The following is a 24,990-nucleotide window of genomic DNA, read 5'->3' on the forward strand; positions in this document are numbered from 1 at the left end:
ACGGAAAAAGCGCTCTAACTCAGTGCGTCTATTTCCTCGTCGGTCAGCATATCGGGAATGACGGTCACGGGGATCGGAAAGGCCGCGGCCTTCCCGGCGATGGACGACACCAACGGTCCCGGCCCTTCCTTCGCAGATCCGGCTGCAAGCACCAGAATGGCGATGTCGCGGTCATCCTCGATCACGGCATGGATCTGCTCCGTGGCGATCCCTTCGCGAATGACGATTTCCGGTTCGATGCCGATGCTTTCGCGCACCGTCTGCGCCACCTTTGCCAGCGTCGCCTCGGCCTCTTCGCGCGCTTCCGCGCGCATGATCTCCTCGACCCCCAGCCATTGCTGGAAGTCGCCATCGGCGATCACATAGAGCAGCACCAGGCCGCCATTGGAGTTCTTCGCGCGCATGCCGGCATAATGCACGGCGCGGCTGCATTCGGGCGTATCGTCGATCACCGCCATGAACTTGCGGCGATGACCTTCCAGTCGTGAGAGTCGGGTGGAAACCATGCGGCGAACATTACATTGCCGTTCGCCGCCCGCAAGGTCTCATTTTTGTGCGCTACTGCAAAAACCCGATGATTTCGCGAACCTCGCGCATCGTCTTTTCCGCACGCGCCCGCGCCCGCTCGCCACCACGCCTCAGGATTGCGTCGATGTGCGCGGTATCATCCATCAGGCGACGCATCTCACCGGTGATCGGCGACAGCACGTTGACGGCAAGATCGACCAGGGCCGGCTTGAAGACCGAGAACTGCTGGCCCCCGAACTCCGCGAGAACCTCGTCCTTCGTCTTGTCGGAAAGCGCCGCATAGATGCCGACGAGGTTTTCGGCCTCCGGACGGCCGGCGAGGCCGTCGACTTCGCTCGGAAGCGCGTCGGGGTCGGTCTTGGCCTTGCGGATCTTCTTCGAGATCGTCTCGGCATCATCCATCAGATTGATGCGCGACAGATCGGAAGGATCGGACTTCGACATCTTCTTCGTGCCGTCACGCAGAGACATGACGCGCGGCGCCGGCCCGCCGATCAAGGGCTCGACGGGCGGGAAATAGGCATGGATCGGCTCTTCACCGACGACGATATCGACGCCGTAACCGCGCGCCCGAATATGCTCCATGAAGTCGATGTTGAATTTCTGGGCAATGTCGCGCGTCAGCTCCAGGTGCTGCTTCTGGTCGTCGCCGACCGGAACGTGCGTGGCACGGTAGACGAGAATGTCGGCCGCCATCAGGCTCGGATAGGCGAGCAGGCCGAGCGAGGCGTTTTCGCGATCCTTGCCGGCCTTGTCCTTGAACTGGGTCATCCGGTTCATCCAACCGATACGCGCGACACAATTGAAGATCCAGGCGAGCTCGGCGTGTTGCGGCACGGCCGACTGGTTGAAGACGATATGCTTTTCCGGATCGATGCCGGAGGCGATGAAGGCGGCCGCGATCGAGCGGATCTGGCCCGGCAGGTCCTCATGCACAAGCTGCGCGGTGATCGAATGCAGGTCGACGACGCAATAGATGCAGTCATTGTTTTCCTGCAGGGCGACGAACTTGCGGATCGCGCCGAGGTAATTGCCGAGATGCAGGTTGCCGGTCGGTTGTACGCCGGAAAATACGAGCGGCTTGAATTCGTTCATGTCGTCCTCAATCGGGCTTGTGGAGGGCCCGTCTCCAGTTGATATCCGCCGCGCTTATGCACGGCAGGCAAAGTGCAATCAAGGGGGTGCGGGCGTACAACGGATCACGATGCCGGCTGCAGCAGATCCCAAAGATTGCCGAATGGGTCGGCAAACACCGCGACCGAGCCGTAGGCCTCATGGCGGGGCGCCTCGCGGAATTCGACGCCGGCAGCCACCATCGCGGCGTGATCACGGGCAAAGTCGTCGGTGAACAGGAAGAAACCGACCCGGCCGCCGGTCTGGTTGCCGATCGCGGCCCGCTGCCGTTCATCCGCCGCCCTGGCGAGAAGCAAGGCGGTCTCCGTAGCACCTTTCGGCCGAACGAGAACCCAGCGCTTGCCGCTGCCGAGGTCCGTGTCCTCGATCAGGTCGAAACCGAGCTTGCCGCAATAAAAGGCGATGCCGTCGTCGTAGTCCGGCACGACGATGGTGACGCGGGCGACCGTCTGTTTCATGACGCGTCGGGCTCCCGGCTGGCTGCAGTTTCGACGGCAGCCCTGCGCTTTAGATTGCGGCGAATCATGCCGAGACTCGCGCCGCCGAGACCGAAGGCGAAAGCGAAATAGATCACCATTGCCGCCGCCACCAACCCACAAAGGGTCACGGCTCGTGTCAAAAGCGGGGCGGCGGAGGAGAGCGGGAACGCCAGCCATTGGATCGCAAAATGCAGCGCCACCGCCATGACCGCCGCCGCAACGATCAGGCGCGGAATCCGGGTCAACAGCGGAATGTCGCGCCCCCAATGGCCACGCCAGACGAGGGTTGCGAACAACAGTATGGCATTCACCCAACCGGCGACGATCTCCGCCGTTGCAATACCGCTCGCGGCAAGCGTCGGAAACAGCGTCAGCGCCAGCGACACGTTCACCACCACGGAAATGGCGGCGAAGATCATCGGCGTGCGCGTGTCCTCGCGCGCGAAGAAGCCCGGAATGAACGCCTTGATCAGGACGAAGGCCGGCAGACCAAGGCCGTAGATCGCCAGGATGTGGCCGACCACGACGGTCGATTCCGCTGAGAACTTGCCGCGTTCGAAGAGCAGCCGGACGATCGGTTCCGACATGACAAGCAGCGCGGCGGCGGCCGGAAGCGTCAGGAACAGCGTGAACTCGACGGAGCGGTTCTGCAGGTTCGATGCCTCGTTGAGATTGCCGGCGCGCAGCGCCCGTGCAAGTTCCGGCAGCAGCACGGTCGCGACCGCGATGCCGACGACGCCGAGCGGGAGCTGGTAGATGCGGTCGGCATAGACGAGCGACGACACGGCACCCGCTTTTGCGGAGGCGATATTGGTGTTGATCAGAAGGTTGATCTGCGTGATGCCGCCGGTGATTGCCGCCGGCAGCGCCAGCACCAGAAGCCGCCTGACATTCGCCGTCAGCCGCGGACGGCGAAGCCCGATCCGGATGCCGGCATTGCGCACCGCGAACCAGACGATCGCAAGCTGCACCAGCCCTGCAGCCAGAACGCCCCAGGAAAGCCCGTAACCGACGGCGACGGCGTTATGCCCGCCGTACCAGGCATAGGCAAGCACGCCGATCAGGATGACGTTCAGAAAAACCGGCGCGATCGCGGCTGCGAAATAGCGGTGCAGCGAGTTCAGCATGCCCGCCATCATCGCCGCCAGCGACATGCAGGCGAGATAGGGGAACATGATCGTCGCGAAGGTTACGGTGCTTGCGAATTTAGCCGCGTCATTCGCAAAGCCCGGTGCGATCAGTTCCCTGACGATGAAGGGCATCGCCAGTTCCATGGCGATCGTCAGAATCAGGAGAACGGTGAAGAGCACACCGAAAACCTCTTCCGAGAAGCGCCGCGCACCGTCCATGCCGCGCGCTTCGATCTCCCTTGCAAAGAGCGGCACGAAGGCGGAGTTGAAGGCGCCTTCGGCGAAAAGCCGGCGGAAGGTGTTCGGCAGACGGAAGGCGGTGTTGAAGGCGTCGGCAACCGGTCCGGTGCCGAGCGCCGCCGCCATGAAGGTTTCGCGGACGAAGCCGAAGACGCGGCTTCCGAGCGTCGCGCCGCCGACGGTTGCAAATTTCTTGACCAGGCTCATGTTTCGGCTTTTGTCGTTTTGGAAGCATGTGAGGTGCGCGGCGCGGGAGCCGGCGCGATGATGCCGGAGGGCATGCGGTCACGGACCTCGTCGACCTCGCCCGCCAGCACTGCCTTGAGGCGCGCAGCGATGTGAGTCTGCCGGTTCTCGCTGGTGATCTTCGAGCCGACCAGATCGGTCACGTAGAAGGTGTCGATCACCTTCTCGCCGAATGTGGTGATATGGGCCGAGGCGATGTCGAGCGAGAGGTCGGATAGCACCGCCGTCACCTCGGAAAGAAGACCGGGCCGGTCGAGGCCTTCGACCTCGATGACTGTGAACTTGTTCGACAGCGTGTTGCTGATCGTCACTTCCGGCGTGACGGTGAAGGCCTTGCTACGCTTCTTCACCCGGGTGCGGCTGGCGATCACTTCCGGCAGCCGCTTGCGGCCGGAAAGCACGTCCTCGATCAGCTTGCCGATGCTCGCCGCCCGGCGCATCTCGTCCTCGTCGACCGGAAATTCGCGGTTGACGAGGATCGTGTCCAATGCACGTCCGTCAGACGTCGTGAAGATCTGGGCGTCGACGATGTTGGCGCCCGCCGCCGCGCAGGCTCCCGCAATCACCGTCAGCAGGCGCGGATGGTCCGGCGAAAGCACGGTGATTTCGGTGATGGCGTGGAACTGGTGCGTGCGCACCATGGTCGCCAGGGTCCTGCCGCCTCGGTCCGCATCGCGAATGAACTCCGCGTGCCGAACCTGATCCTCGAGCGCCACCGAAAGGAGATAAGGCTGATAATGCAGCCGGACATAAGCCTGGCGGTCTGCCTCGGGCCACCCGGTCAGCGCCTCCTCCAGCATGTGGGCCGCATGCTTTGCGCGCTCCTTTCGGGACAATTCCGAGAAGCCGCCGGAGAGTAGAAGCTCCGTCTCGTAGTAGAGCGTGCGCAGCAATTGTCCCTTCCAGCCGTTCCATACGCCGGGCCCCACCGCCCGGATGTCGCAGACCGTCAGGATGAGCAGCATTTTCAGGCGGTCGAGCGACTGCACGCGTTCGGCGAAATCGACGATGGTCTTGCGATCGTTGAGGTCGCGGGTCTGGGCCACCATCGACATGGTGAGATGCTCCTCGACCAGCCAGACCACGGTTTCGGTCTGCTTCGGAGAAAGCCCCAGACGCGGGCAGAGCTTGCGCGCCACCTTGGCGCCGGCGACCGAGTGGTCCTCCGGCCGGCCCTTGGCAATATCGTGCAGCAGCACGGCGACATAGAGCGCCTCGCGATCCTCGATGCCCGGCATCAGCGTCGCCGAAAGCGGATGCGCCTCCTCCTCGATGCCGCGCTCGACGCGCGAGAGAATATCGACGGTGCGCAGCAGATGCTCGTCTACCGTGTAGTGATGATACATGTTGAACTGCATCATCGACACGATCTTGCCGAAATCCGGGATGAAGCGGCCAAGCACGCCGGACTCGTTCATGCGCCTCAGGATCAGTTCCGGATTACGTCTGGATGTCAGGATCGAAAGGAACAGCCTGTTGGCTTCTTCATTTTCGCGCAGTTGCGGCGTGATCAGGCTCAGCGAGCGGGTCACCTGCTTCAGCGCGGCCGGATGGAACTCCAGGCCGTTTATGTCAGCGACGTGGAAGAGCCGCAGAAGGTTTACCGGGTCGCGCTTGAAGACATCGGGGCTCGACAGCGTGATGCGTCCGCCATCGTCGACGAAGTCGAGCGTGCCGGCGATCTTGCGGGTGCGGTGCTTGAAACGGCTGATCACCCCGGAAATCCCCGGCGCGTCCTTCGCCTGCTGGTCCTCGAGTGCGGCGCAGAAGATGCGCGTCAAATCACCCACGTCCTTGGCGACGAGGAAGTAGTGCTTCATGAAGCGCTCGACAGCCGTGAGGCCGGGATGATCGTGATAGCCAAGCGCCTCGGCGATCTCGCGCTGTATGTCGAAGGACAGCCGCTCTTCCGCCTTGCCCGTCAGGAAATGCATGTGGCAGCGCACCGCCCAGAGGAAATCCTCCGATTTCTGGAAAAGCTTGTATTCCTGTCGCGACAGGACGCCGAGCTTGACGAGATCGGCCGAGTCCTTGACCCGGTAAAAATACTTGGCGATCCAGAACAGCGTGTGCAGATCGCGAAGCCCGCCCTTGCCCTCCTTGATGTTCGGCTCGACGAGATAGCGGGTGTCGCCCGCCTTGCGATGGCGCTGGTCGCGCTCGGCAAGCTTGGCGGCAATGAAATCGGGACCGGTATTGCGGACGATCTCGTGGTCGAAGCGCGTTTCGAGTTCGCTCGCCAGCGCCTCGGAGCCGCAGATGTAGCGGCATTCGAGGATCGCCGTGCGAATTGTCATGTCGGCGCGTGACAGCCGGATACATTCCTCGATCGTGCGCGTCGCATGACCGACCTTGAAGCCCAGGTCCCAGAGGATATAGAGCATGAACTCGATCGCCGGCTCCGCCCAGACCGCCTTTTTTGCAGGCAGCAGGAAGAGCAGGTCGATGTCTGACCCCGGCGCCAAAGTCCCGCGGCCGTAGCCGCCGACGGCCGTCACCGCGATGCGAGACGCCGCCGGCGCCTTCGCCGCATCGAAAACCTCGTTCAACACGAAATCATGCAGGAGAGTAATGAGTTGGTCCTGGAGCCAGGAGATGCGCTCGGCGCATTTGATCCCGGCGCCGTCGACAGCAAGCAACTCGCGCGCCTTGGCGCGGCCCGCAAGATTGGCCTGCTTGAATGCGGCAAGCAGGGCGTGGCGCATCGGTTCTCGCTGCTCCGCATGAGCAGAGGCGATAAAGCTGCATTTCGCTCTGAGCGCCGCAACATCGAGAATTTCGGGAAAGGAAGTTTCGTGTCTGGCCATGAAGTGCCGAGGGGCGTCCTGTCCGACTGGTTGTGTATTCCGCTGCATCTGCCAGCGCTCCTGCATGTCGCCGTGGACTGGCCGGAAACATGCAGCATTTCAAAATGCCACGTCCTCAAGGTGCCATGCCGACCTTTGCACGTCTGAAGGCGCACGGCGCCGTAGAAGACACGCGGCGCTGTATAGCCTTTCTATCCCGCAAATAACAGGAAAAATCGGCTTGCAGCGCCGCGCGTCTTTTCAGACGCTCAGAGGACGCTGCAGCACTTTGAGTTGGCGCATGCAACAGCCGGTCGATGCCGCGCTCAAGCAAGGTCAGCGGGCATCCAGCTGTTTCTTCAGCGAATAGAGCGCGTCGAGGGCATCGCGCGGCGTCATGTCGTCGGGATTAAGCGCCTTCAGCGCCTCCTCGACCTTCGAAGGGCCAGCCCTTGTTGCCGCCTCCTCCCGCCGGATTGCCACCTGGAAAAGCGGCAGGTCGTCGATCAGCTGGCTCGCCGGGTTCTTGCGGTCGGCGTCCTCGAGCTTGGCAAGTACGTCCTTCGCCCGCGCCACGACCGATGCCGGCAGACCGGCAAGCCGGGCGACCTGGATCCCGTAGGACCGGTCGGCGGCACCGGGACCGACCTCGTGCAGGAAGATCACGTCACCGTCCCATTCCTTGACCCGCATCGTCGCGTTCGAAAGGCGGCCGAGCTTTTCGGAAAGCACCGTCAGTTCGTGGAAATGCGTGGCGAAGAGCCCGCGGCAACGATTGACCTCGTGCAGGTGCTCGACCGCGGCCCAAGCAATCGAGAGGCCGTCGAAGGTTGCGGTGCCGCGGCCGATCTCGTCGAGGATCACCAGCGAGCGGTCCGTCGCCTGATTGAGGATCGCCGCCGTCTCGACCATCTCGACCATGAAGGTCGAGCGGCCGCGGGCGAGATCGTCGGACGCGCCGACGCGGGAGAAGAGACGGTCGACAATGCCGATATGCGCCGCCGCTGCCGGAACGAACGACCCCATCTGCGCCATGATGGCAATCAGCGCATTCTGGCGCAGGAAGGTCGATTTACCGCCCATGTTGGGACCCGTGAGCAGCCAGATTGCCCCGCCCTCGTAACCTTCCGGAGGCGACAGGTCACAGCCGTTGGCAACGAAGGCGTTGGCCGCCTGACGCCGGAGCGCCTGTTCGACGACCGGATGACGCCCGCCATCGATCGTAAACATCCGCGAGCGGTCGACGACGGGGCGTGCATAGTTCTGCTCTTCGGCAAGGACGGCGAGGCCGGTCGAGACATCAAGCGTTGCGAGCGCGAGTGCTGCGGCCTTGATCGCCTCGGCATGCACGACGACCTCGCCCGCCATCGCCTCGAACGCTTCGAGTTCGATCGCAAGTGCCCGGTCCGCCGCATTGGCGATCTTGGTTTCCAGTTCCGCGAGCTCGGTCGTCGTGAACCGCATGGCATTCGCCATGGTCTGGCGGTGTATGAAGCGCGCGCGCCCGGCGTCCGTGTCGGTCATCGCGCCGGCGTTTCCCGCCGTCACCTCGATGAAATAACCAAGCACGTTGTTGTGCTTGATTTTCAGCGATTTGATCCCGGTTTCCTCGCAATATTGCAGCTGCAGGCCCGCAATCACCCGGCGCGACTGATCGCGCAACGCCCGCATCTCATCGAGTTCGCCATGCGCTCCTTCGCGCACGAAGCCGCCGTCGCGCTTCAACAGCGGGAGTTCTTCCGCGAGCATCGACTCGAGTCTGTCGAGCAACGCCTCCGGCAATGCGTCGATCGCGGCATGCGCCTCGGTCAGTTCTGTCGAGAGGCTGCCGCGCGACAGCAGCGCCGATATCGCTGCTGCGGCCCGAAGCCCGGCCTTTATCGCTCCAAGATCACGCGGGCCGCCACGGCCGAGCGCCAGCCGCGACAGCGCGCGCGGCATGTCGGGCGCGCGCCGCAAGGCGTCGCGCAGGTCCGTCGCGAAACTCGGCTGGTCGGCCAGGACCTCGATCGAATCGAGCCGGGTGTTGATCCGATCGGGATCGGTCAGCGGCGACATCAGCCGCTCCGCGAGAAGCCGTGCGCCGCCGCTCGTCACCGTTCGGTCTAGGGCTCGGAGCAACGTTCCCTCGCGGGCGCCGGAAAGCGTCTTGACCAGCTCGAGGTTCGCGCGGGTCGCCGGATCGATGAAGAGCGTCGAAGCGGCGCTTTCTCGCTCCGGAATCCCGAGCGCCGGGCGTTCGGCGAGCTGAGTCTTCTCGACATAGGAGATCGCGGCCGAAGCCGCCGCGAGCTCGGCGCGCGAAAAGCTGCCGAAGCCGTCAAGGGTCTTCACCCCATAATAGCGGGCAATGCGGCCTTCCGCTGTCGCACTGTCGAACAGCACGGCCGGCTGCGGCACCGCGACTCGGCCGAGCACGTCGAAAACCGGCCGGAGCTCCGGATCGTGAAAAACGGTATCCGGCAGGATGAGTTCCCGCGGCTCGATGCGCAGTATGTCGGCGAGCAAGCGGCCCTCGGCCGTCTCGGCAAGGCGGAAGATGCCCGTCGAAATGTCGATCCAGGCGAGCGCATAGGCCGGTTCCGAGCCGCTGCGGATGCGGGCAAGCGCCATCAGATAGTTCGATTCTGCCGGCGAAAGCAGCTTGTCCTCGGTGATCGTTCCGGGCGTCACCAGCCGGACAACGTCACGGCGCACGACCGACTTGCTGCCGCGCTTCTTCGCTTCGGCCGGATCCTCGATCTGCTCGCAGACGGCGACCCGAAAGCCGAGGGCGATCAGCTTCTGCAGATAGTCGTCGGCTGCGTGAACCGGCACGCCGCACATCGGGATCTCCTGGCCCAGGTGCTGGCCGCGCTTCGTCAGCGTGATCCCGAGCGCGCGGGAGGCTTCGACCGCATCCTGGAAGAACAGCTCGTAAAAGTCGCCCATCCGGTAGAACAACAGCGAATCCGGATTGTTCGCTTTGATCTCGATGTACTGCTCCATCATCGGAGTCGCGGTCGAGCGGCTCTCCTCGCTCGCCAGATCGGACACGGAAAGGACATCGCCCGTGCGGCTCGATGGGTCTGTCACGAAATTCATGATTGTTCCAAAAAAAGAGATGTCACACTATCCGCAAGCATTTATAGACGACAATAACAAAGAGGCTGACCTCGGCGGTCGCCCACAGGAGGTTGAGGAAACATGCCGGCTACCGACAAGACCGACCGCACGATGACAAGCGTCACCGCCCAGGAAGCGCTCGATTTCCACTCACAAGGTCGGCCCGGAAAACTGGAGATCGCCCCGACGAAGGCGATGGCGACTCAGCGCGACCTGTCGCTCGCCTACTCGCCCGGCGTCGCCGTGCCCGTGAAGGCGATTGCCGAAAACCCGGCAACCGCCTATGACTACACCACGCGCGGCAACATGGTTGCGGTGATTTCCAACGGTACCGCGATCCTCGGCCTCGGCAATCTCGGTGCGCTTGCCTCGAAGCCGGTCATGGAGGGCAAGTCCGTCCTGTTCAAGCGATTTGCCGACGTCGATTCGATCGACCTCGAGGTCGACACCGAGAATGTCGACGAATTCGTCAACTGCGTGCGCTTTCTCGGACCGTCTTTCGGGGGCATCAACCTCGAGGACATCAAGGCGCCGGACTGTTTCATCATCGAGCAGCGGCTGCGCGAGGTCATGGACATTCCCGTGTTCCATGACGACCAGCATGGCACTGCAATCATCGCCGCCGCCGGCCTCATCAATGCGCTGACGCTCACGGGGCGTGACTTCAAGACGACCAGGCTCGTCTGCAACGGCGCGGGCGCCGCGGCCATCGCCTGTATCGAGCTCATCAAGGCGATGGGCTTCAACGGGGAAAACGTCATTCTCTGCGATACCAAGGGGGTGATCTACAAGGGCCGCACGGACGGGATGAACCAGTGGAAGTCGGCGCACGCGGTCGACACCGACCGCCGGACGCTGGCCGAAGCGCTCGAGGGCGCTGACGTGTTCTTCGGCCTGTCGGCAAAGGGTGCGCTCTCGACGGAGATGGTGCTTTCCATGGCGCCGAAACCAATCATTTTCGCCATGGCCAATCCGGATCCCGAAATCACGCCCGAGGAAGTCGCCCGCATTCGCGACGACGCGATCGTCGCGACCGGCCGTTCCGACTACCCGAACCAGGTCAACAACGTTCTCGGTTTCCCCTATATCTTCCGCGGCGCCCTCGACGTGCGCGCCTCGACGATCAACGACGCCATGAAGATCGCCGCGGCGGAAGCCCTTGCGAGCCTTGCGAAGGAAGACGTGCCCGACGAGGTTGCCGCCGCCTATCAGGGCAACAGGCCGCGTTTCGGGCCGCAATACATCATTCCTGTTCCCTTCGATCCGCGCCTGATCTCGGCCATTCCGATTGCCGTTGCGAAGGCGGCCATGGAAACGGGCGTCGCGCACAAGCCGATAACCGACCTTTCCGACTACGCCCAGCAGCTTTCGGCGCGGCGCGACCCGATCGCCTCGACGCTTCAGCGCATCTTCGAACGCGTCCGCCGCCAGCCGAAGCGCATCGTCTTTGCCGAAGGCGAAGAGGTGCAGATGATGCGCTCCGCGATCGCCTATGCCAACCAGGCGCTCGGCATGGCAATCCTGCTCGGGCGCGAGGAGCAGATGCGCGAAACCGCCGAGCGGGAAGGCATCGACCTCAACCGCGCCGGCATCCAGATCGTCAACGCACGCCTCTCCAAGCGCGTCGGCGCCTATACGGATTTCCTCTATGCCCGGCTCCAGCGCAAGGGCTACCTTCACCGCGACGTGCAGCGGCTAATCAACAACGACCGTAACCACTTCGCCGCCTGCATGGTGGCGCTCGGCGACGCCGACGGCATGGTGACGGGCCTGACGCGAAACTATTCGACCGCGCTCGAAGACGTGCGCCGCTGCATCGACGCCAAGCCCGGCCACCGGGTCATCGGCGTATCGATCGCGCTCTGCCGCGGCCGCACGGTACTCGTCGCCGACACGGCGGTCCACGACATGCCGACGGCCGAGGAATTGGCCGACATCGCCGAGGAAGCCGCCGGGCTCGCCAAGCGCCTTGGCTATGTGCCGCGCGTCGCGATGCTCGCCTATTCGACCTTCGGCCACCCCTCGGGCGAGCGCTCCGAACGGGTCCGCGAGGCCGTGAAGATCCTCGACAGGCGCCGCGTCGATTTCGAGTTTGACGGCGAGATGGCCGCCGATGTGGCGCTCAATGCCCGGGTCATGGAGCAATATCCGTTCTGCCGCCTTTCCGGCACCGCCAACGTGCTGGTCATGCCGGCGTTCCACTCGGCCTCGATCTCGACCAAAATGCTGCAGGAACTGGGTGGCTCGACGGTTATCGGCCCGCTGCTCGTCGGTCTCGACAAGTCGGTGCAGATCGCCTCGCTGTCGGCAAAGGATTCGGACCTCGTCAACCTGGCGGCGATCGCCGCATACAATGCCGGAACCTGACGGAAACGGTGCACCGTTTCGAGACAGGCGCTGTATCGGCCGAAAACATTGCCTGGCGGAACGTACAGCAATGACACACGTATTTCCAATAAAACAAGAGCCCACTTCTCCGGCAAAGGAAGTGGGCTCAATCTTTTATGGCAGATCCATCGCTTAGGTCATAAAAATCAGAGGAATTTGATTGCAAAATACGCGCCCCCAGACGCATTGCAAATCTTTCCCTTTATTTTTTACATTCCTTCGTCATGAAATCCAGATCAACCATGGAAATACACTTTGATCCTTCACCAAGGAAAGTCAAACACATCCTTAACAACTGGTTAATACTGCAGTCGGCCGCATAAAGCGTGTCGCGCTCAATCGGACGCATGCAATGCGCTTTAAATGTTTTTGTGCAGGACATTGGCCCAAAACCGCTGCGCACTTTTGGGCGACATGCATTAGGACACGGCTGAAGAAAAACGCCCGGCGTCCGCGCCGTAGTAGTTGAGATAGCGGCCGGAAATATTGCTGATCGGCAACACGATCAGCACGTCGGTCGTGCGGAAAGCATGATCGACCACAGCGCCGTCGCCGACCATTGCGCCGAGCCGCATGTAGCCCTTGATCAGCGGCGGGAGGGCGGCCAGCGCCTTCTTGGGATTGATCGCTTCCGAGGGCATCAGGTCCATGGTCCGATGGAGCTCGGGCCGGGCGGAAACCGCCCACTCCCCTTGAGCCAGAACATTGTGGTGCAGGAAGGAGAGTGCCAATGCATGCTCTTCCGGAACAACGCCCGGGAATGAGCCGCATCCGAACATGGCGTCAACGCCATGTTTCAAAGCGTAGGCCCAATTGCCCTGCCACAGCAGTTCGACGGTGCGTTTCGTCCGATATTCCGGCAGCACGCAGGAACGGCCGAGTTCCATGAAGCGCTTGCCCGGATGGCGCTGAAGCAGTTCGGCGATCGCAAACTCCGAAGCCGAGTAGAAGCCGCTCGCCCGCTCTGCGACGTCCTGCCGCAACAGCCGGTATGTGCCGACGATCTGATCTTCCGGGTCGCCTTCGATCGACGTGTCGAGAACGAGCAGATGGTCGCAAATCGAATCCCAGCTATCGACGTCGCGCTTGCGCCGCTCGGCATCCGGCCCCACCTGCGCCTTCATCTCCTCGACGAAGACCTTGTAGCGTACTGCCTGTGCAGCATCGACCTCGGCGGCGGAGCGGGCAAGCCGCGTCTCGAGATTGCCGATCCGCCCGAGAACCTCGGTCGCCGGAGTCGCAATCGTCTTGCGGATGCAAGGCTGTGAAGTGTCGATCACGTTCGCCGAATCCAGAAGTTCGATCGTCATCCCGTGTTATCCCGAATCGCTTGTGCCTGCCGGGCTTAAACCACGTTTCTGCAACAAGATAGTGACACGAAGGCGGCTTGCAAGCCTGGAACCCAAGGGGATGGTCGGCGCGCCGGACCCCGCGGCCCCGCGCGTCTTATCGGACGAGCAAGGGACGCTGTAGCACTTTGACTTGCCACAGCTCTTATCCTCGGATCGGCTACGATTTAGGAAACATGCTGGAGCTCTCAGGCGTCGAGAAGGCATGCAATCTCGGCCGTGAGACGCCCCGGTTCAGGCGGCTTCGGCAACACCGAGTCCGCTCCGGCCGCGATCAGAAGCTCCCGCAGGTCGCCGCGTGTATCGGACGTCAGGACGATAACGGGCAAGCGGCGGTGACCGGCCTTTTCCTGCTCGCGCAGGCGCTTCAGCATGGCAAGGCCATCGCCGCCTGGCATATTGAGGTCGGTAAGAACCAGACGGGCCGTCTTATGAGCCGTTTCGCCAGCCCCGTGCAATGCGTGATCGAGGCTCGCAAAATCTCCGACGAGGCGAACCAGATAGCCTGCCCGCCGAAGCATCGTCCGCAAAATGAGCGCGTTGACAGGATCGTCCTCGGCAAGAAGAATGTCGTAATCGCCCTGTTCGCCTGCCTCGCCCGAGGGCAGCGCCTCCCGCAGCACGGGCCGGTTGTCGTTGATCGCATCCCGCTTCTCGATGCCCTTCAGCCGCCCGAGCAGAACTTCCACCAGCGACTTTTCGCGCAAGGGGCGGATCAGCCATGCCTCGTAGCCGTCGATCTGGTTCACTGGATGAGCGGTGCGCTCCTCCGGGTTGATAAGGTAGGTCCGGCGCAGCGCGAGGCTGCCGATCTCCGGTTGCAGTGCAAGAAGACGGCGGAACTCATCCGAATGGCGATGGTCGACGATGATGTCGGTCAGCGGCAGGTCGTTTGACAGAACGGCGGCGGCGATCGCTTCGGCGGCGGCAAGCGTCGGCGCGCGATGACACACGCCGCCAAGGGTCGTAATCGTCGCGGCGAGCGCGTTCAGGACGGGGCCATCAGGAGCCAGTGCCAGCACGTGGGCGCCAGATAGCACGCCATCTCGTGCGGCCGAAGGACCACCCCCGATCAATGGAAACCGGACTTCGAACCGGCTTCCCCGGCCGGAGGCGCTGGAAGCGGTCAGGCTGCCGCCGAAAGCCTCCATGATCCTGCGTGAGATGGCGAGCCCTAGGCCGGTGCCCTTGGCGCGCTGACTATCGTCCCCGGCCTGTTCGAATTCCTCGAACACGCGTCCGAGTTCATCTGCCGACATGCCGGGACCGGTGTCGTCGATCCGGATTCGGACGCCGCCGTCGGCAATGTCGGCGGCAACGAGAACGCCACCCGTCTCGGTGAATTTCACGGCATTGCCGATCACGTTGAAGAGCACCTGCCGGAGACGTGCGGCGTCGAACACCATCCCCGCCGGCACTTCGGTTGCAACGGTGGCTGCGATCTCTATGCTCTTCTCGTGGGCGCGGTGCGCGAGCATCTCCACCACACTCTCGATGACGAGGCGCAGGTCCTGCTGTGAAGGGCGTAACTGAAACCGCCCGGCCGAGAGCGAAGAAAAGTCGATCAGATCCTCGACCAGTTGAACCAGTGCGTGGCCGGATTGCTGGATACCGGCGAGGTAGTTCTTCTGCTCCGCCGACATCGGGGTCTGGCCGAGCAGGTGGCTCATACCCAGAATACCGGAGAGCGGCGTACGGACCTCGTGGCTCACGGTAGCAAGAAGGCGCGACTTCGCGCGGCTTGCCTCCTCGGCGCGGCGGCGGGCTTCCTCCCGTTCGCGCGCGGCGCGCGCCTCTTCGGTCACGTCGCGGGCGATGCTGTGACGCATCAGCCTGCCGGTTGCCGGCTCACGGGCGATCAGGTCATGCCAGTCGTAGAGGCGGGTTCCCGTCGGCGTCGAGATTCGCGCAAGATAATGGTTGGGCTCAGGCTTCGGCTCGAAGCTTAAGCCTATCGCCGCGCAGGTCAGTCCGCGCACGTCGGCGCGAGCACAGACCTCGTGAAACACCGAGTTGGCATAGACGATCTGGCCGTCCATCGTGCGCACGATGGCAAGATCGCCAAGGCCGTCATGAATTGTCGAAAGCAGGGCCGAGGTTTCAAGCCGCCGCCACTCTTCGTCACCGGCGGTCTCGCGTAACGCTATGCCACGCCCGTCGGGCGTCTCGATGCCTCCGGCGAGAAGCAGGAAGGCCCCGGCAAGACCGCCCGAAGCGACAATTGCCGAAAACAGGGGAAGGCCGTTCGCTGCACCCGTAGCAAAGAGGATCGCCGCGGCGACGATACCTGCGAGAGCGCAGGCGGCGCGCGTCGGCCAATGGCCTTTGGCATCGGTCGCCAACGGTGCGGCCGGGACCGCACGGGCTGCCGTACCGAAACCGGAATCGATCCGCCGCTCAAGTCGTGACGCTTCGCTCATGCCATCGAAGTAGCATGGCAAGCGTTCCGAATGCCTTCAGCCCGTTTCTAAAGTTTTAGCGATCGCGCCTTTTCGCCAGCAAGAGCTCGTCGAGGATGATCGCGCCCGCGCCGAGCGTGATGAAGCTGTCTGCGAGGTTGAAAACCGCAAAGGACCAGTTGGCGGTGTGGAACAGGATATAGTCGATGACGTAGCCGAAGAGCAGCCGGTCGACCAGGTTGCCGAGCGCGCCCGCGATGATCATCGCATAGCCGAGGTGCGCAAAGAACCGGTCCTTCGGCGTGCGGCGCCAAAGCCAGAGCACGAAGGCAACGACGGCGAGGCGCATGCCGATTATGAACCAGTCTTCCATCCCCGAAAGCATGGAGAAGGCCACGCCGTAATTGTAGGTCCGGTAGAGGGCGAGCATCGGAATGACCGCGACCGCCTGCTGGAAGGGCAGCAACGTCTCGACCAGATATTTGATGATCTGGTCGGCAACGAGCGCCACCAGAATGAAGACTGCGATCGGCAGCGGCCGCGAAAACAGAACCTGTCGCTCACTCATGCGCCGGCATCCAGCGACAACAGATGGCGGCGCGCTTCGAACAGCATGATCCCGGTGGCGATCGCGAGATTGAGCGAATCCGCCCGGCCCGCCTGCGGGATGCGGGCGAGCGCGCCCGCTTCGCGGGCAAGCTCTTCGGGAAGGCCAGCCTGTTCGTTGCCCATCAGGAGCACGACCGGTTTCGACTTGTAGTCGATGGTGCGGTAGTCGACCGAGCCTGCCAGATGCGTTGCCACGACCCTGACGCCGGCCGCCTTTTGCCACTTGAGGAACTCTTCGGCGCTGCCGCGCGCGACGGGCATGGCGAAGACCGAGCCCATCGTCGCCCGCACGGTCTCGAGCGAAAAGGGGTCGGTGGTCTCGCCGACAAGGATGATGCCGGAGGCGCCGGCCGCATCCGCCGTCCGGATGATCGTGCCGAGATTGCCGGGATCGCGAACGCGGTCAAGCGCCACATAGGTCTCGCCTTCGGCGGGTCGAACGTCCTTCAGCGCGCGATAACGCTGTTCGAAGATACCGACCACCATCTGCGGATTATCGCGCCGGGTGATCGTCGAAAGCACCTTCTCGCTGACCTCGAGCACCAGGCCGCCCTTGGCAACGGTCTTGGCCGCCACCTGCTCGACCTGCGGCTTGCCTTTCGCCGCCTTGGCGTAAACGAGGATCTTGATCTTCCAGCCGAGATCGAGCGCATCGATCACCAGCTTCAGACCTTCCGCCATGAAGGAACGCGTCTCGTCGCGATGCTTCTTCTGCGCAAGCGAGCGGATGTCCTTGATGATCGGATTGGTGAGGCTGGTCACCTCCTTCACATGGCCGACGCGCGGCGTGCCGTGATCGCTTCTGTCAGTGGTCATTTGGGTACCCAGCGGCTGAAGAGGGAAGTGGAAAGCGCCCGCCCCGGCTCCTTGCCGTCGAGACCGCCCTCGCGGATGATGAGCTCTCCCGACTCGACCCGGCCGCCGCGCCCGCGCATCGTTTCGCGCATGAGCTCGTGGATAGAATAGAAGCTTGCGCGGATGGAATAAGCCGTAAGCACAAGCCCGCGCGCGTCAGGCGACAGGATCTCGCGGCAGATGTCGAGCATTGCTGCCAAATGGTCGAAGAGCTGCCAGACCTCGCCGTTCGGGCCACGGCCGAACTTGGGCGGGTCGGTCAGGATGATGTCATAGCGGCTACCGCGTCGTTCCTCGCGCTGGATGAACTTCATCGCATCGTCGCAGATCCAGCGGATCGGCAGTTTTTCGGCGCGGGCCAGGGTCTGGTTTTCGCGCGCCCAGCCGATCGCCTTCTTGGAGGCGTCGACATGCGTCACCTCCGCGCCCGCCTTTGCGGCAATCAGCGAGGCGACCCCCGTGTAACCGAAGAGATTGAGAACCTTGAGCGGCCGCCCGGCCGTCGCCACTTGATCCTTCACCCAGGACCAATGGGCAAGCTGCTCGGGGAAAACGCCGACGTGGCGAAACGAGGTGAAGCGGCCGAGAAAATCGGTATCGAGAAGCTGCATCGGCCAGGTCTCGCCCAGCACCTCCCGCGGGAAACGCCAGCGCCCCATACCGTCTTCGTCGGTATCGCCCGTGAACGCGGCATCGGCCTTCTCCCAGATCGAGGCCGGCAGCGCCTTCGGCCAAAGCGCCTGCGCTTCGGGCCGGACGATGCGGTAGGGACCGTATTGTTCGAGCTTCTCACCGTTGCCGCTGTCGATCAGATGGTAGCCCGCCGTCGCCGCGGTTTCGAGAATGAGCGGCACGGTCTCGGCCGGCTTGTCGCCCGTTCTTTGCCGGACGGGACGCGCTGGAAGCGCCTCCTGAGCGGAACGCTGCCGCTCGCCCTTGTCCGGTGCGGCTTTTGCAGGCGGTCCACCGCTCCTGGCATTGAAGCCGCCCTTCGCAGGCAGGTGCCTTTGCTCGTGGCGGCCGCCACGCGCCTCAGCGCCCCGGCCTTTCGCCGCCGTGACCGAGGCGTTCTTCGACCGCCGATCTTTTTCTTTCACGCGCTGATCCTTGGACTTCAATCAAACCACTCGACGTATCCGCTCATAGGTCGAAGCCGCAGCCAACCGGCCTTCACACCCTCTGTCGGGCGGGCGATACGCTTAAACCGTGCAAATAGCACTGCCGATGCTCTTGGCAAAGCCGTTTCCGATTTGCCAAGATCGAAGCCCAAGAGCAGGACGGGAGGAACAGGCATGGAAATGACCGGCGAGGAACGCATCGCGGCGCGGCGCGACGTAGTTTGGCAATGCTTGAACGATCCGGAGATCCTGAGGCGATGCATTCCCGGCTGCCAGTCGCTCGAGATGATATCGCCGACGGAACTGACGGCCGTGGTCAAGGTGAAGATCGGACCAGTTTCGGCGACCTTCAACGGTCATGTCATCCTTTCCAACCTCAATGCGCCTCAGAGCTACACGATATCCGGCGAAGGCAAGGGCGGCATCGCCGGTTTTGCCAAGGGCGGTGCAGATGTCACGCTTGACGAGGCCGGTGATGAAACGCTGCTGCGCTATAACGTCAAGGCCGTGGTCGGCGGGAAAATCGCGCAGCTCGGATCGCGCCTGATCGATTCGACATCGAGAAAGCTCGCGCAGCAATTCTTCGCGGATTTCAACCTGGCGGTCAGCGGGGGTGCGGCGGAAGCAGCAAGCTGAGCAGCCCGCCGGTCATGCGCAACTAAACACGCGGAGGATCAGTTCTGCGGCGCAGGCAGGCTCGTCTGCGATGCAAGTTTTTCGGCCTGACTGCGGTGCTTTTCCGCCTCACGATGCCATTTCAATGCCTCGTTTGCCTCGTTGCGGGCGCGGCGACGGTATTTTCCCTGGCTGAGCCAGGTCGCCGCCGCCCCGAGGATCAGGCCGACGATGACGGCGAGAAACAGGAACACGAAAAAGGGGGCCGAAACGGAAAGCACGCTGTCGGCCGGGTTGAACGGATTGAACGCAAAGGTCACCGACTGACGATTGGCAACGCTCAGTACGATCAGGATGATCCCCAGCGGCGCCAGTATAACGATATTGATCAGTTTCTTGAGCATGCATCCGTTCCTGCTGTCGCATCGGTCCGCGAAAATCGCGACAGTCTTCGCAAGGCCCGACGCCCAGATTCAAGGGTAGCCTTTCTCGCCTGCCGGAAAGACTCCACCGCTTCATCGATCCGAATTATCGCGATCTAGTCGTCGTCGTTGCCGTTCATGCCGGGATTGAGCCGCTCGCGCAGTTCCTTGCCGGTTTTGAAGAAGGGCACCCATTTCTCCTCGACGAAGACGGAGTCGCCAGTGCGCGGATTGCGACCCGAACGCGACGGTCTGTTCTTGACCGAGAAGGCACCGAAGCCGCGTAACTCGACGCGGTTTCCCGCCGCCAGCGCATCCGTGATCTCATCGAGAACCGCATTGACGATATTTTCGACGTCGCGGTGGTAGAGATGCGGATTGCGTGCGGCCACAATCTGCACCAGTTCTGACTTGATCACTGTCGCCCCCTTGATTTTTTGCTTTTTCTGTCAGTTTCGTGGCTTCGACTGGCGTCACAACGCTCGCTCTGAGCCAAACGAGCCTCCGGCTCAGGACAACAAATGGCGCCGTCTCCTCTTGTCACTCAACCTGCCAAACCGAAACAAGACCGTCAAGAAACAACTTCTCGCCGCCGATTTTTTCGAGTCCCTTCATCGCCGGAAAAGCGTCATATCCCAAAGCCTTGATCCACTCCGAGACGACGCCGCCGAGGCCGAAAGGCAGGTTTCCGCGCGGCGCCTCCCAGTCCACCACCGGAAGGCTTTTCGGGACGTTGCGGCTGGCGAGGAATGCCCTGATCTCCTCGTCCCCGCCGAGCGTATCGACGAGCCTGTCCTTCAGCGCCTGCCGTCCCGTGAAGATGCGGCCATCGGCAAGGGCGAGCGCGTCCGGCCGCGCGATCTTGCGGCGTTCGGCCACGAGATCGACAAACCAGCCGTAGCTGTCATCGATCATCGCCTGGATCATCGCTCTCGCCTCGTCGCTCGGCGGATGGAAAGGAGATGGTTCGGCCTTGAGCGGCCGCGATTTTATCGACTCGAGCGAGACACCGAGCTTGTCCATCAGGGCCTTGACCTGCGGATACTGGAAGATGACGCCGATCGAGCCTGTGATCGAGGTCTCGCCGGCGACGATGTGGTCGCCCGCAAGCGCGATCATGTAGCCGGCCGAGGCGGCAAGCGTGCGGACGTCCGAAACGACCGGCTTCTTCGCGGCGACCTTGCGGATCGCCTTGTAGATGACCTCGCCGCCATAGGTGGTGCCGCCCGGCGAAGAGATCTTCACGATGAGCGCCTTGACCGAATCGTTGTCGGCGATCCGCTCCAGCCGCTCGACCAGCTCCTGGTCGTCCTGGATCAAGCCCGAGACGGCAACGCGCGCAACGTGCTGGCGCGCGCGCCCGGTCACCTCGCTCCAGCCAGAGAAGGCATACAGCACGAGGCCCACGCCCACCAGGATTGCGGCAGCCGCCCAACGCCAGAAGCTCAATTTGCGGCGCAGGCTGCGACGATCGGCTATGGCAAGTTCGTTCATGGGTCTCTCCCGTTTTTCTTGGCTCGAGGTCCTGTCAGTTTCCAACGGAACATGCTATTTGCGCGAGCCGCGGCACATTAGATAGCGGTGGTTGATGGCCGTTAAAAGCCGCAACCGTCTTTTTCGCAGCCTTTCAAAGTTTTTGTCGCTCCATTGTCGGACGACAGGAAAATAACCATATTCGCGGTGACTTACGCCATTGTATGTATATGCGGATCCTCCGGGGCCGCCGAGACTCAAGGGAACCGACAGGCCTCTCCATGCTGAACGAAGCACGATTTCCCGGAATCTTTCCAGATTCGGGCACGAGTTCTTCCGATGCCTACGCTTCGGCGGCGCGGCACTCTGCGCGCGTGAGACGCCTCAAGGTCATATTGCCGCTTGCCGCCAGTGTCATCGCGATGATCTTCGTGGCCGTCTCCTTCGTGCGCGCCTTCCTGCCGGAAGAGCTGCAACTCGAGACGGCGACGATCGAGAACGGCAAGATCGTCATGCAGAATCCTGCGATCTCCGGCCGCAACAAGCAGGACATCAGCTATTCCATGAAAGCGCAGCGTGCGCTTCAGGACATAGCCAACCCGGACCTCATCACGCTCGAAACCATTCACGCCGAAATGCCGGTGAACGACACGCTGATCGCCACGGTGGACGCGGCAAGCGGCATCTACGATCGCGGCGCCAACACGCTCGATATGAACGCACCGTTCACGATTTCCATGAATAATGGCGTCAACGCCGATTTTCAGTCCGCCTATCTGGACATCAATGCCGGCGAGATGGAAACGAAGCGCCCGATCGCGATCAGCATGAACGGCGGATCGATTATTGCGCAGACGCTGCGAATGACAGATAAGGGACGTATTGTAACATTTGAGGGCATGGTCAAGGTCAACGTCGACCCGAGCACCATCCGCAAGAACGCAAAATAGGACCTGGTGCACCTATGTCGGTCAAACCTGCCGTTTTTTTTAGACTTTCAGCCAGTCTCGCTGTCGCCGGACTCGGTGCGTTGATGATTGTTAACAGCGCCTCCGCGCAGGCCACCTCAAGCCGGATGAAGGGCCTTCAGCTTTCGAACGACAAGCCGATCCAGATCGAGAGCGACAAGCTCGAGATCAAGGATCCCGAGAGCAAGGCGATCTTCACCGGCAACGTGAAGGTCGTCCAGGGCACGACCACGTTGCAGGCGGGCAACATGACCGTCTTTTACAAGACGGAAAGTGGCGCCACGGTGACGAGCGGCAATGCCGACATCGATCGGATCGAGGTCAGCAACAAGGTGTTCCTCAGTTCCGGAGCGCAGCAGGCGACGGGCGACAGCGGCCTTGTCAACATGACCGAGCAGACGATCGTGCTCAAGGGCGACAAGGTCGTCCTGTCGGAAGGCAAGAACGTCTTCGTCGGCTGCCAGTTGAACGTACAGATGGATACGGGCGAAGCACAGCTCGAGGCCTGCGGCGGCCGCGTGCAGATCCAACTTGACCCGCAGTCCCGCAAGCAGAACTGACGTAGACCGCTCGTGCAGATTCCTTTTTTTCACAAACGCAAACGGGTCAAAAAGCCGTCGGCGGGCGCCAGCGCCGTTCATGCAGTCGACAAGGCGCGCTACGACGGCACCCTGATCGCCCGCGGCTTGACGAAATCCTATCGTTCGCGCTGCGTCGTGAACGGGGTCTCGCTCGTCGTGCGCCGCGGCGAGGCTGTCGGCCTGCTCGGTCCGAACGGCGCCGGCAAGACGACCTGCTTTTATATGATCACCGGCCTGGTGCCGGTCGACGAGGGTTCGATCGAGATCAACGGCAACGAGGTCACGACGATGCCGATGTACCGCCGAGCCCGCCTCGGTGTCGGCTATCTGCCACAGGAGGCGTCGATCTTCCGTGGGCTGACGGTCGAGGAAAACATCCGCGCGGTGCTGGAGATCCATGACCAGAACCTCGACCGGCGCGAAGCCAAGCTCGATGACCTGCTTGGTGAATTTTCGATCACGCACCTGCGCAAATCGCCCGCCATCGCGCTTTCCGGCGGCGAACGTCGGCGCCTGGAAATCGCCCGGGCGCTTGCCACCGATCCGACCTTCATGCTGCTCGACGAACCCTTCGCAGGCGTCGACCCGATCTCGGTCGCCGACATCCAGGCGCTCGTGCGACATCTGACCTCGCGCGGCATTGGTGTGCTTATCACCGACCACAATGTCCGCGAGACCCTCGGTCTTATCGACCGGGCCTATATCATCCATGCCGGTGAAGTTCTCACGCACGGCCGCGCCAACGACATCGTCACCAATCCCGATGTCCGCCGCCTCTATCTCGGCGATAATTTCAGCCTATAGACGACATTGCGGGCGAATCCGCCACTTCCGCCCGCAGCCGTGCTTGACCAAAACACCTTAATAAGCAATTTTTGGGCCAACTAATAAAAAGGCCTGTCGAGAGAACCTGGCGACACGGCCATCGGAGATCGTGACGGGGGTTACGCGTCAGCATGGCTTTGTCTGCCAGCCTATATCTACGCCAGTCTCAGTCGCTGGTCATGACGCCGCAACTGATGCAGTCGATCCAACTGCTTCAGATGACCCATCTGGAGCTCAATCAGTTCATCGCGCAGGAAGTCGAAAAAAACCCGCTGCTCGAATTTCAGGCGGGCGACGAGATGATCACGGCCCAGGATCGCTCCGCGGGCGAGGATCCCTCACCCGTTTCCGGCGAGACGGGGCCGGATGAGGTTGCCGGCCAGGGCGACCTTTACGACAGTGCGACATCGAGCCCGGGCGAGAGGCTCAGCGAACAGCTCGACGCCGATTTCGCCAATGTCTTCCCGGACGACACGCCACCGCAACGCGCCGATGCACCGGAACTGCTCGGCCAATGGAAGTCGATGCCAGGCAGCGGCGAAGGTGAGGGCAGCGAGGAATACGACCTCGACGATTTCGTCGCCAGCCGAAAAACCTTGAGGGACGTCCTCCTGGAACAACTGCCCCTCGCACTGGCCGCCCCCGGCGACCGGCTTATCGCGCAGCACCTCATCGACCAGCTCGACGCGGCGGGTTACCTTAACGCCGACCTCGCCGAAACGGCGGCGAGCCTCGGCACGACCAGCGACGATGTGATGCGCGTTCTTCTCAGCCTGCAGCAATTCGACCCGCCGGGCGTCTTCGCACGCACGCTCAGCGAATGCCTTGCCATTCAGTTGCGGGCACGCGATCGTCTCGATCCGGCAATGGAGGCGTTGATCGACAATCTCGAGCTCCTGGCGCGCCGCGACTTCGCAAGCCTCAAGAAGATCTGCGGTGTCGACGAAGAAGATCTCGTCGATATGCTTGCCGAGATCCGCAAGCTCGATCCGAAGCCCGGCACCAGCTTCGAGACGAGCGTCACCGAGGCGATCGTGCCGGACATCATCGTGCGTTCCGGGCCCGATGGAGGTTGGCTGGTGGAGCTCAATCCCGACGCCCTGCCCCGGGTTCTCGTCAACCACGACTATTTTGCCGCGATCTCGCGCGGGACCCAGAAGAACAGTGCCGATCAGGCCTTTCTCAGTGATTGCCTGCAGAATGCCAACTGGCTGACGCGCAGCCTCGACCAGCGAGCCCGCACGATCATGAAGGTGGCGAGCGAGATCGTACGCCAGCAGGACGCCTTTCTCGTCAACGGCGTCGACCACCTTCGCCCGCTCAATCTCAGGATGGTGGCCGACGCGATCAAGATGCATGAATCGACGGTAAGCCGCGTCACCTCGAACAAGTACATGCTGACACCGCGCGGGCTTTTCGAACTGAAATACTTCTTCACCGTCTCGATCGGCTCGGCCGAGAACGGGGACGCCCACTCGGCGGAATCCGTTCGTCACCGCATCCGTACCATGATCCAGCAGGAGAGCGCAGAAGCGGTGCTTTCCGACGACGACATCGTCGATCTGCTCAAGCGGGCCGGCGTCGACATAGCCCGGCGCACTGTGGCCAAATATCGCGAGGCGATGAATATCCCCTCCTCGGTCCAGCGTCGACGTGAAAAGCGCGCGCTTGCCAAGGCGGCTGGCTTCTAGGCGCATCGGCCCGAAAATCGGACCCGATTTTCGGAAAGCACGATGCGTG

General features: G+C 62.5%; 20 protein-coding genes. 6 read left to right on the forward strand and 14 right to left on the reverse strand.

Features of this window, described 5'->3' with window-relative positions; genetic code table 11:
• Positions 1–14: 14 nt before the first annotated feature.
• The 6 genes from GHK62_RS10800 to mutS form a co-directional block, all read right to left on the reverse strand.
• The gene (locus GHK62_RS10800) at positions 15–506 is read right to left on the reverse strand and encodes a universal stress protein (RefSeq protein ID WP_153438836.1); all 492 of its coding nucleotides are present in this window, start codon (positions 504–506) and stop codon (positions 15–17) included.
• 52 nt (positions 507–558) lie between these two features.
• Positions 559–1,623 carry a tryptophan--tRNA ligase gene (trpS, locus tag GHK62_RS10805; protein WP_153438838.1) on the reverse strand — a complete coding sequence of 355 codons (1,065 nt, stop codon included), beginning with the start codon at positions 1,621–1,623 and terminating at the stop codon, positions 559–561.
• Between the two features lie 104 nt (positions 1,624–1,727).
• Complete coding sequence (locus tag GHK62_RS10810) at positions 1,728–2,120, reverse strand: VOC family protein (protein ID WP_153438840.1); 393 nt, start codon at positions 2,118–2,120, stop codon at positions 1,728–1,730.
• Positions 2,117–3,718 carry a murein biosynthesis integral membrane protein MurJ gene (gene murJ, locus GHK62_RS10815; RefSeq protein ID WP_153438842.1) on the reverse strand — a complete coding sequence of 534 codons (1,602 nt, stop codon included), beginning with the start codon at positions 3,716–3,718 and terminating at the stop codon, positions 2,117–2,119. The genes GHK62_RS10810 and murJ overlap by 4 nt, the downstream gene beginning before the upstream one ends.
• Positions 3,715–6,564 (reverse strand): [protein-PII] uridylyltransferase, encoded by a 2,850-nt coding sequence (locus tag GHK62_RS10820; RefSeq protein WP_153438944.1) that lies wholly within the window; start codon positions 6,562–6,564, stop codon positions 3,715–3,717. The genes murJ and GHK62_RS10820 overlap by 4 nt, the downstream gene beginning before the upstream one ends.
• A gap of 315 nt (positions 6,565–6,879) precedes the next feature.
• The gene (mutS, locus tag GHK62_RS10825) at positions 6,880–9,627 is read right to left on the reverse strand and encodes a DNA mismatch repair protein MutS (protein WP_153438844.1); all 2,748 of its coding nucleotides are present in this window, start codon (positions 9,625–9,627) and stop codon (positions 6,880–6,882) included.
• Positions 9,628–9,729: 102 nt separating this feature from the next.
• Between mutS and GHK62_RS10830 the strand changes: the two genes are divergently transcribed.
• On the forward strand, positions 9,730–12,015 hold the full coding sequence (locus GHK62_RS10830) for an NADP-dependent malic enzyme (RefSeq protein ID WP_153438846.1): 2,286 nt from the start codon (positions 9,730–9,732) through the stop codon (positions 12,013–12,015).
• Between the two features lie 440 nt (positions 12,016–12,455).
• Here the strand turns inward: GHK62_RS10830 and olsB are convergent, their stop codons facing one another.
• From olsB to GHK62_RS10855, 5 genes are all read right to left on the reverse strand, one after another.
• A complete protein-coding gene (gene olsB / locus GHK62_RS10835; protein ID WP_153438848.1) occupies positions 12,456–13,346 on the reverse strand; it encodes a l-ornithine N(alpha)-acyltransferase in 891 nt (296 codons plus the stop codon).
• Between the two features lie 227 nt (positions 13,347–13,573).
• Positions 13,574–15,805 (reverse strand): ATP-binding protein, encoded by a 2,232-nt coding sequence (locus GHK62_RS10840; protein ID WP_153438850.1) that lies wholly within the window; start codon positions 15,803–15,805, stop codon positions 13,574–13,576.
• Positions 15,806–15,860: 55 nt separating this feature from the next.
• Complete coding sequence (lspA, locus tag GHK62_RS10845) at positions 15,861–16,352, reverse strand: signal peptidase II (RefSeq protein ID WP_153438852.1); 492 nt, start codon at positions 16,350–16,352, stop codon at positions 15,861–15,863.
• A complete protein-coding gene (locus GHK62_RS10850) occupies positions 16,349–17,209 on the reverse strand; it encodes a TrmH family RNA methyltransferase (protein ID WP_153438854.1) in 861 nt (286 codons plus the stop codon). The genes lspA and GHK62_RS10850 overlap by 4 nt, the downstream gene beginning before the upstream one ends.
• The gene (locus GHK62_RS10855) at positions 17,206–18,345 is read right to left on the reverse strand and encodes a class I SAM-dependent methyltransferase (RefSeq protein ID WP_184108413.1); all 1,140 of its coding nucleotides are present in this window, start codon (positions 18,343–18,345) and stop codon (positions 17,206–17,208) included. Before GHK62_RS10855 ends, GHK62_RS10850 begins: the two co-directional genes overlap by 4 nt.
• Before the next feature lie 195 nt (positions 18,346–18,540).
• Here GHK62_RS10855 and GHK62_RS10860 point away from each other — a divergent pair, with 195 nt between their 5' ends.
• Positions 18,541–19,002 carry an SRPBCC family protein gene (locus tag GHK62_RS10860; protein WP_153438858.1) on the forward strand — a complete coding sequence of 154 codons (462 nt, stop codon included), beginning with the start codon at positions 18,541–18,543 and terminating at the stop codon, positions 19,000–19,002.
• Positions 19,003–19,040: 38 nt separating this feature from the next.
• Here GHK62_RS10860 and GHK62_RS10865 read toward each other — a convergent pair whose 3' ends face one another.
• The 3 genes from GHK62_RS10865 to sppA form a co-directional block, all read right to left on the reverse strand.
• Positions 19,041–19,385 carry a lipopolysaccharide assembly protein LapA domain-containing protein gene (locus GHK62_RS10865; protein WP_153438860.1) on the reverse strand — a complete coding sequence of 115 codons (345 nt, stop codon included), beginning with the start codon at positions 19,383–19,385 and terminating at the stop codon, positions 19,041–19,043.
• A 134-nt stretch (positions 19,386–19,519) separates the two neighbouring features.
• Entirely contained in the window at positions 19,520–19,822 is a 303-nt protein-coding gene (locus GHK62_RS10870; protein WP_136506735.1) for an integration host factor subunit beta, read from the reverse strand.
• A 121-nt stretch (positions 19,823–19,943) separates the two neighbouring features.
• Positions 19,944–20,897 (reverse strand): signal peptide peptidase SppA, encoded by a 954-nt coding sequence (gene sppA, locus GHK62_RS10875; RefSeq protein ID WP_153438862.1) that lies wholly within the window; start codon positions 20,895–20,897, stop codon positions 19,944–19,946.
• Positions 20,898–21,157: 260 nt separating this feature from the next.
• Between sppA and lptC the strand changes: the two genes are divergently transcribed.
• The 4 genes from lptC to rpoN all read left to right on the forward strand — a co-directional run bounded on the left by lptC (position 21,158) and on the right by rpoN (position 24,941).
• The gene (lptC, locus tag GHK62_RS10880; RefSeq protein WP_153438864.1) at positions 21,158–21,826 is read left to right on the forward strand and encodes an LPS export ABC transporter periplasmic protein LptC; all 669 of its coding nucleotides are present in this window, start codon (positions 21,158–21,160) and stop codon (positions 21,824–21,826) included.
• Positions 21,827–21,840: 14 nt separating this feature from the next.
• Positions 21,841–22,404, forward strand: coding sequence for an LptA/OstA family protein (locus tag GHK62_RS10885; protein WP_153438866.1), 564 nt, complete (start codon positions 21,841–21,843; stop codon positions 22,402–22,404).
• A 12-nt stretch (positions 22,405–22,416) separates the two neighbouring features.
• Positions 22,417–23,229 carry an LPS export ABC transporter ATP-binding protein gene (gene lptB / locus GHK62_RS10890; protein WP_184108412.1) on the forward strand — a complete coding sequence of 271 codons (813 nt, stop codon included), beginning with the start codon at positions 22,417–22,419 and terminating at the stop codon, positions 23,227–23,229.
• A gap of 152 nt (positions 23,230–23,381) precedes the next feature.
• Positions 23,382–24,941: an RNA polymerase factor sigma-54 gene (gene rpoN, locus GHK62_RS10895; protein ID WP_153438867.1), complete on the forward strand. Its 1,560-nt coding sequence runs from the start codon at positions 23,382–23,384 to the stop codon at positions 24,939–24,941.
• The last annotated feature ends 49 nt before the right edge of the window (positions 24,942–24,990 follow it).

This window comes from Sinorhizobium terangae, from assembly GCF_009601505.1.
In the GTDB taxonomy this organism is placed as follows: Bacteria; Pseudomonadota; Alphaproteobacteria; order Rhizobiales; family Rhizobiaceae; genus Sinorhizobium; species Sinorhizobium terangae.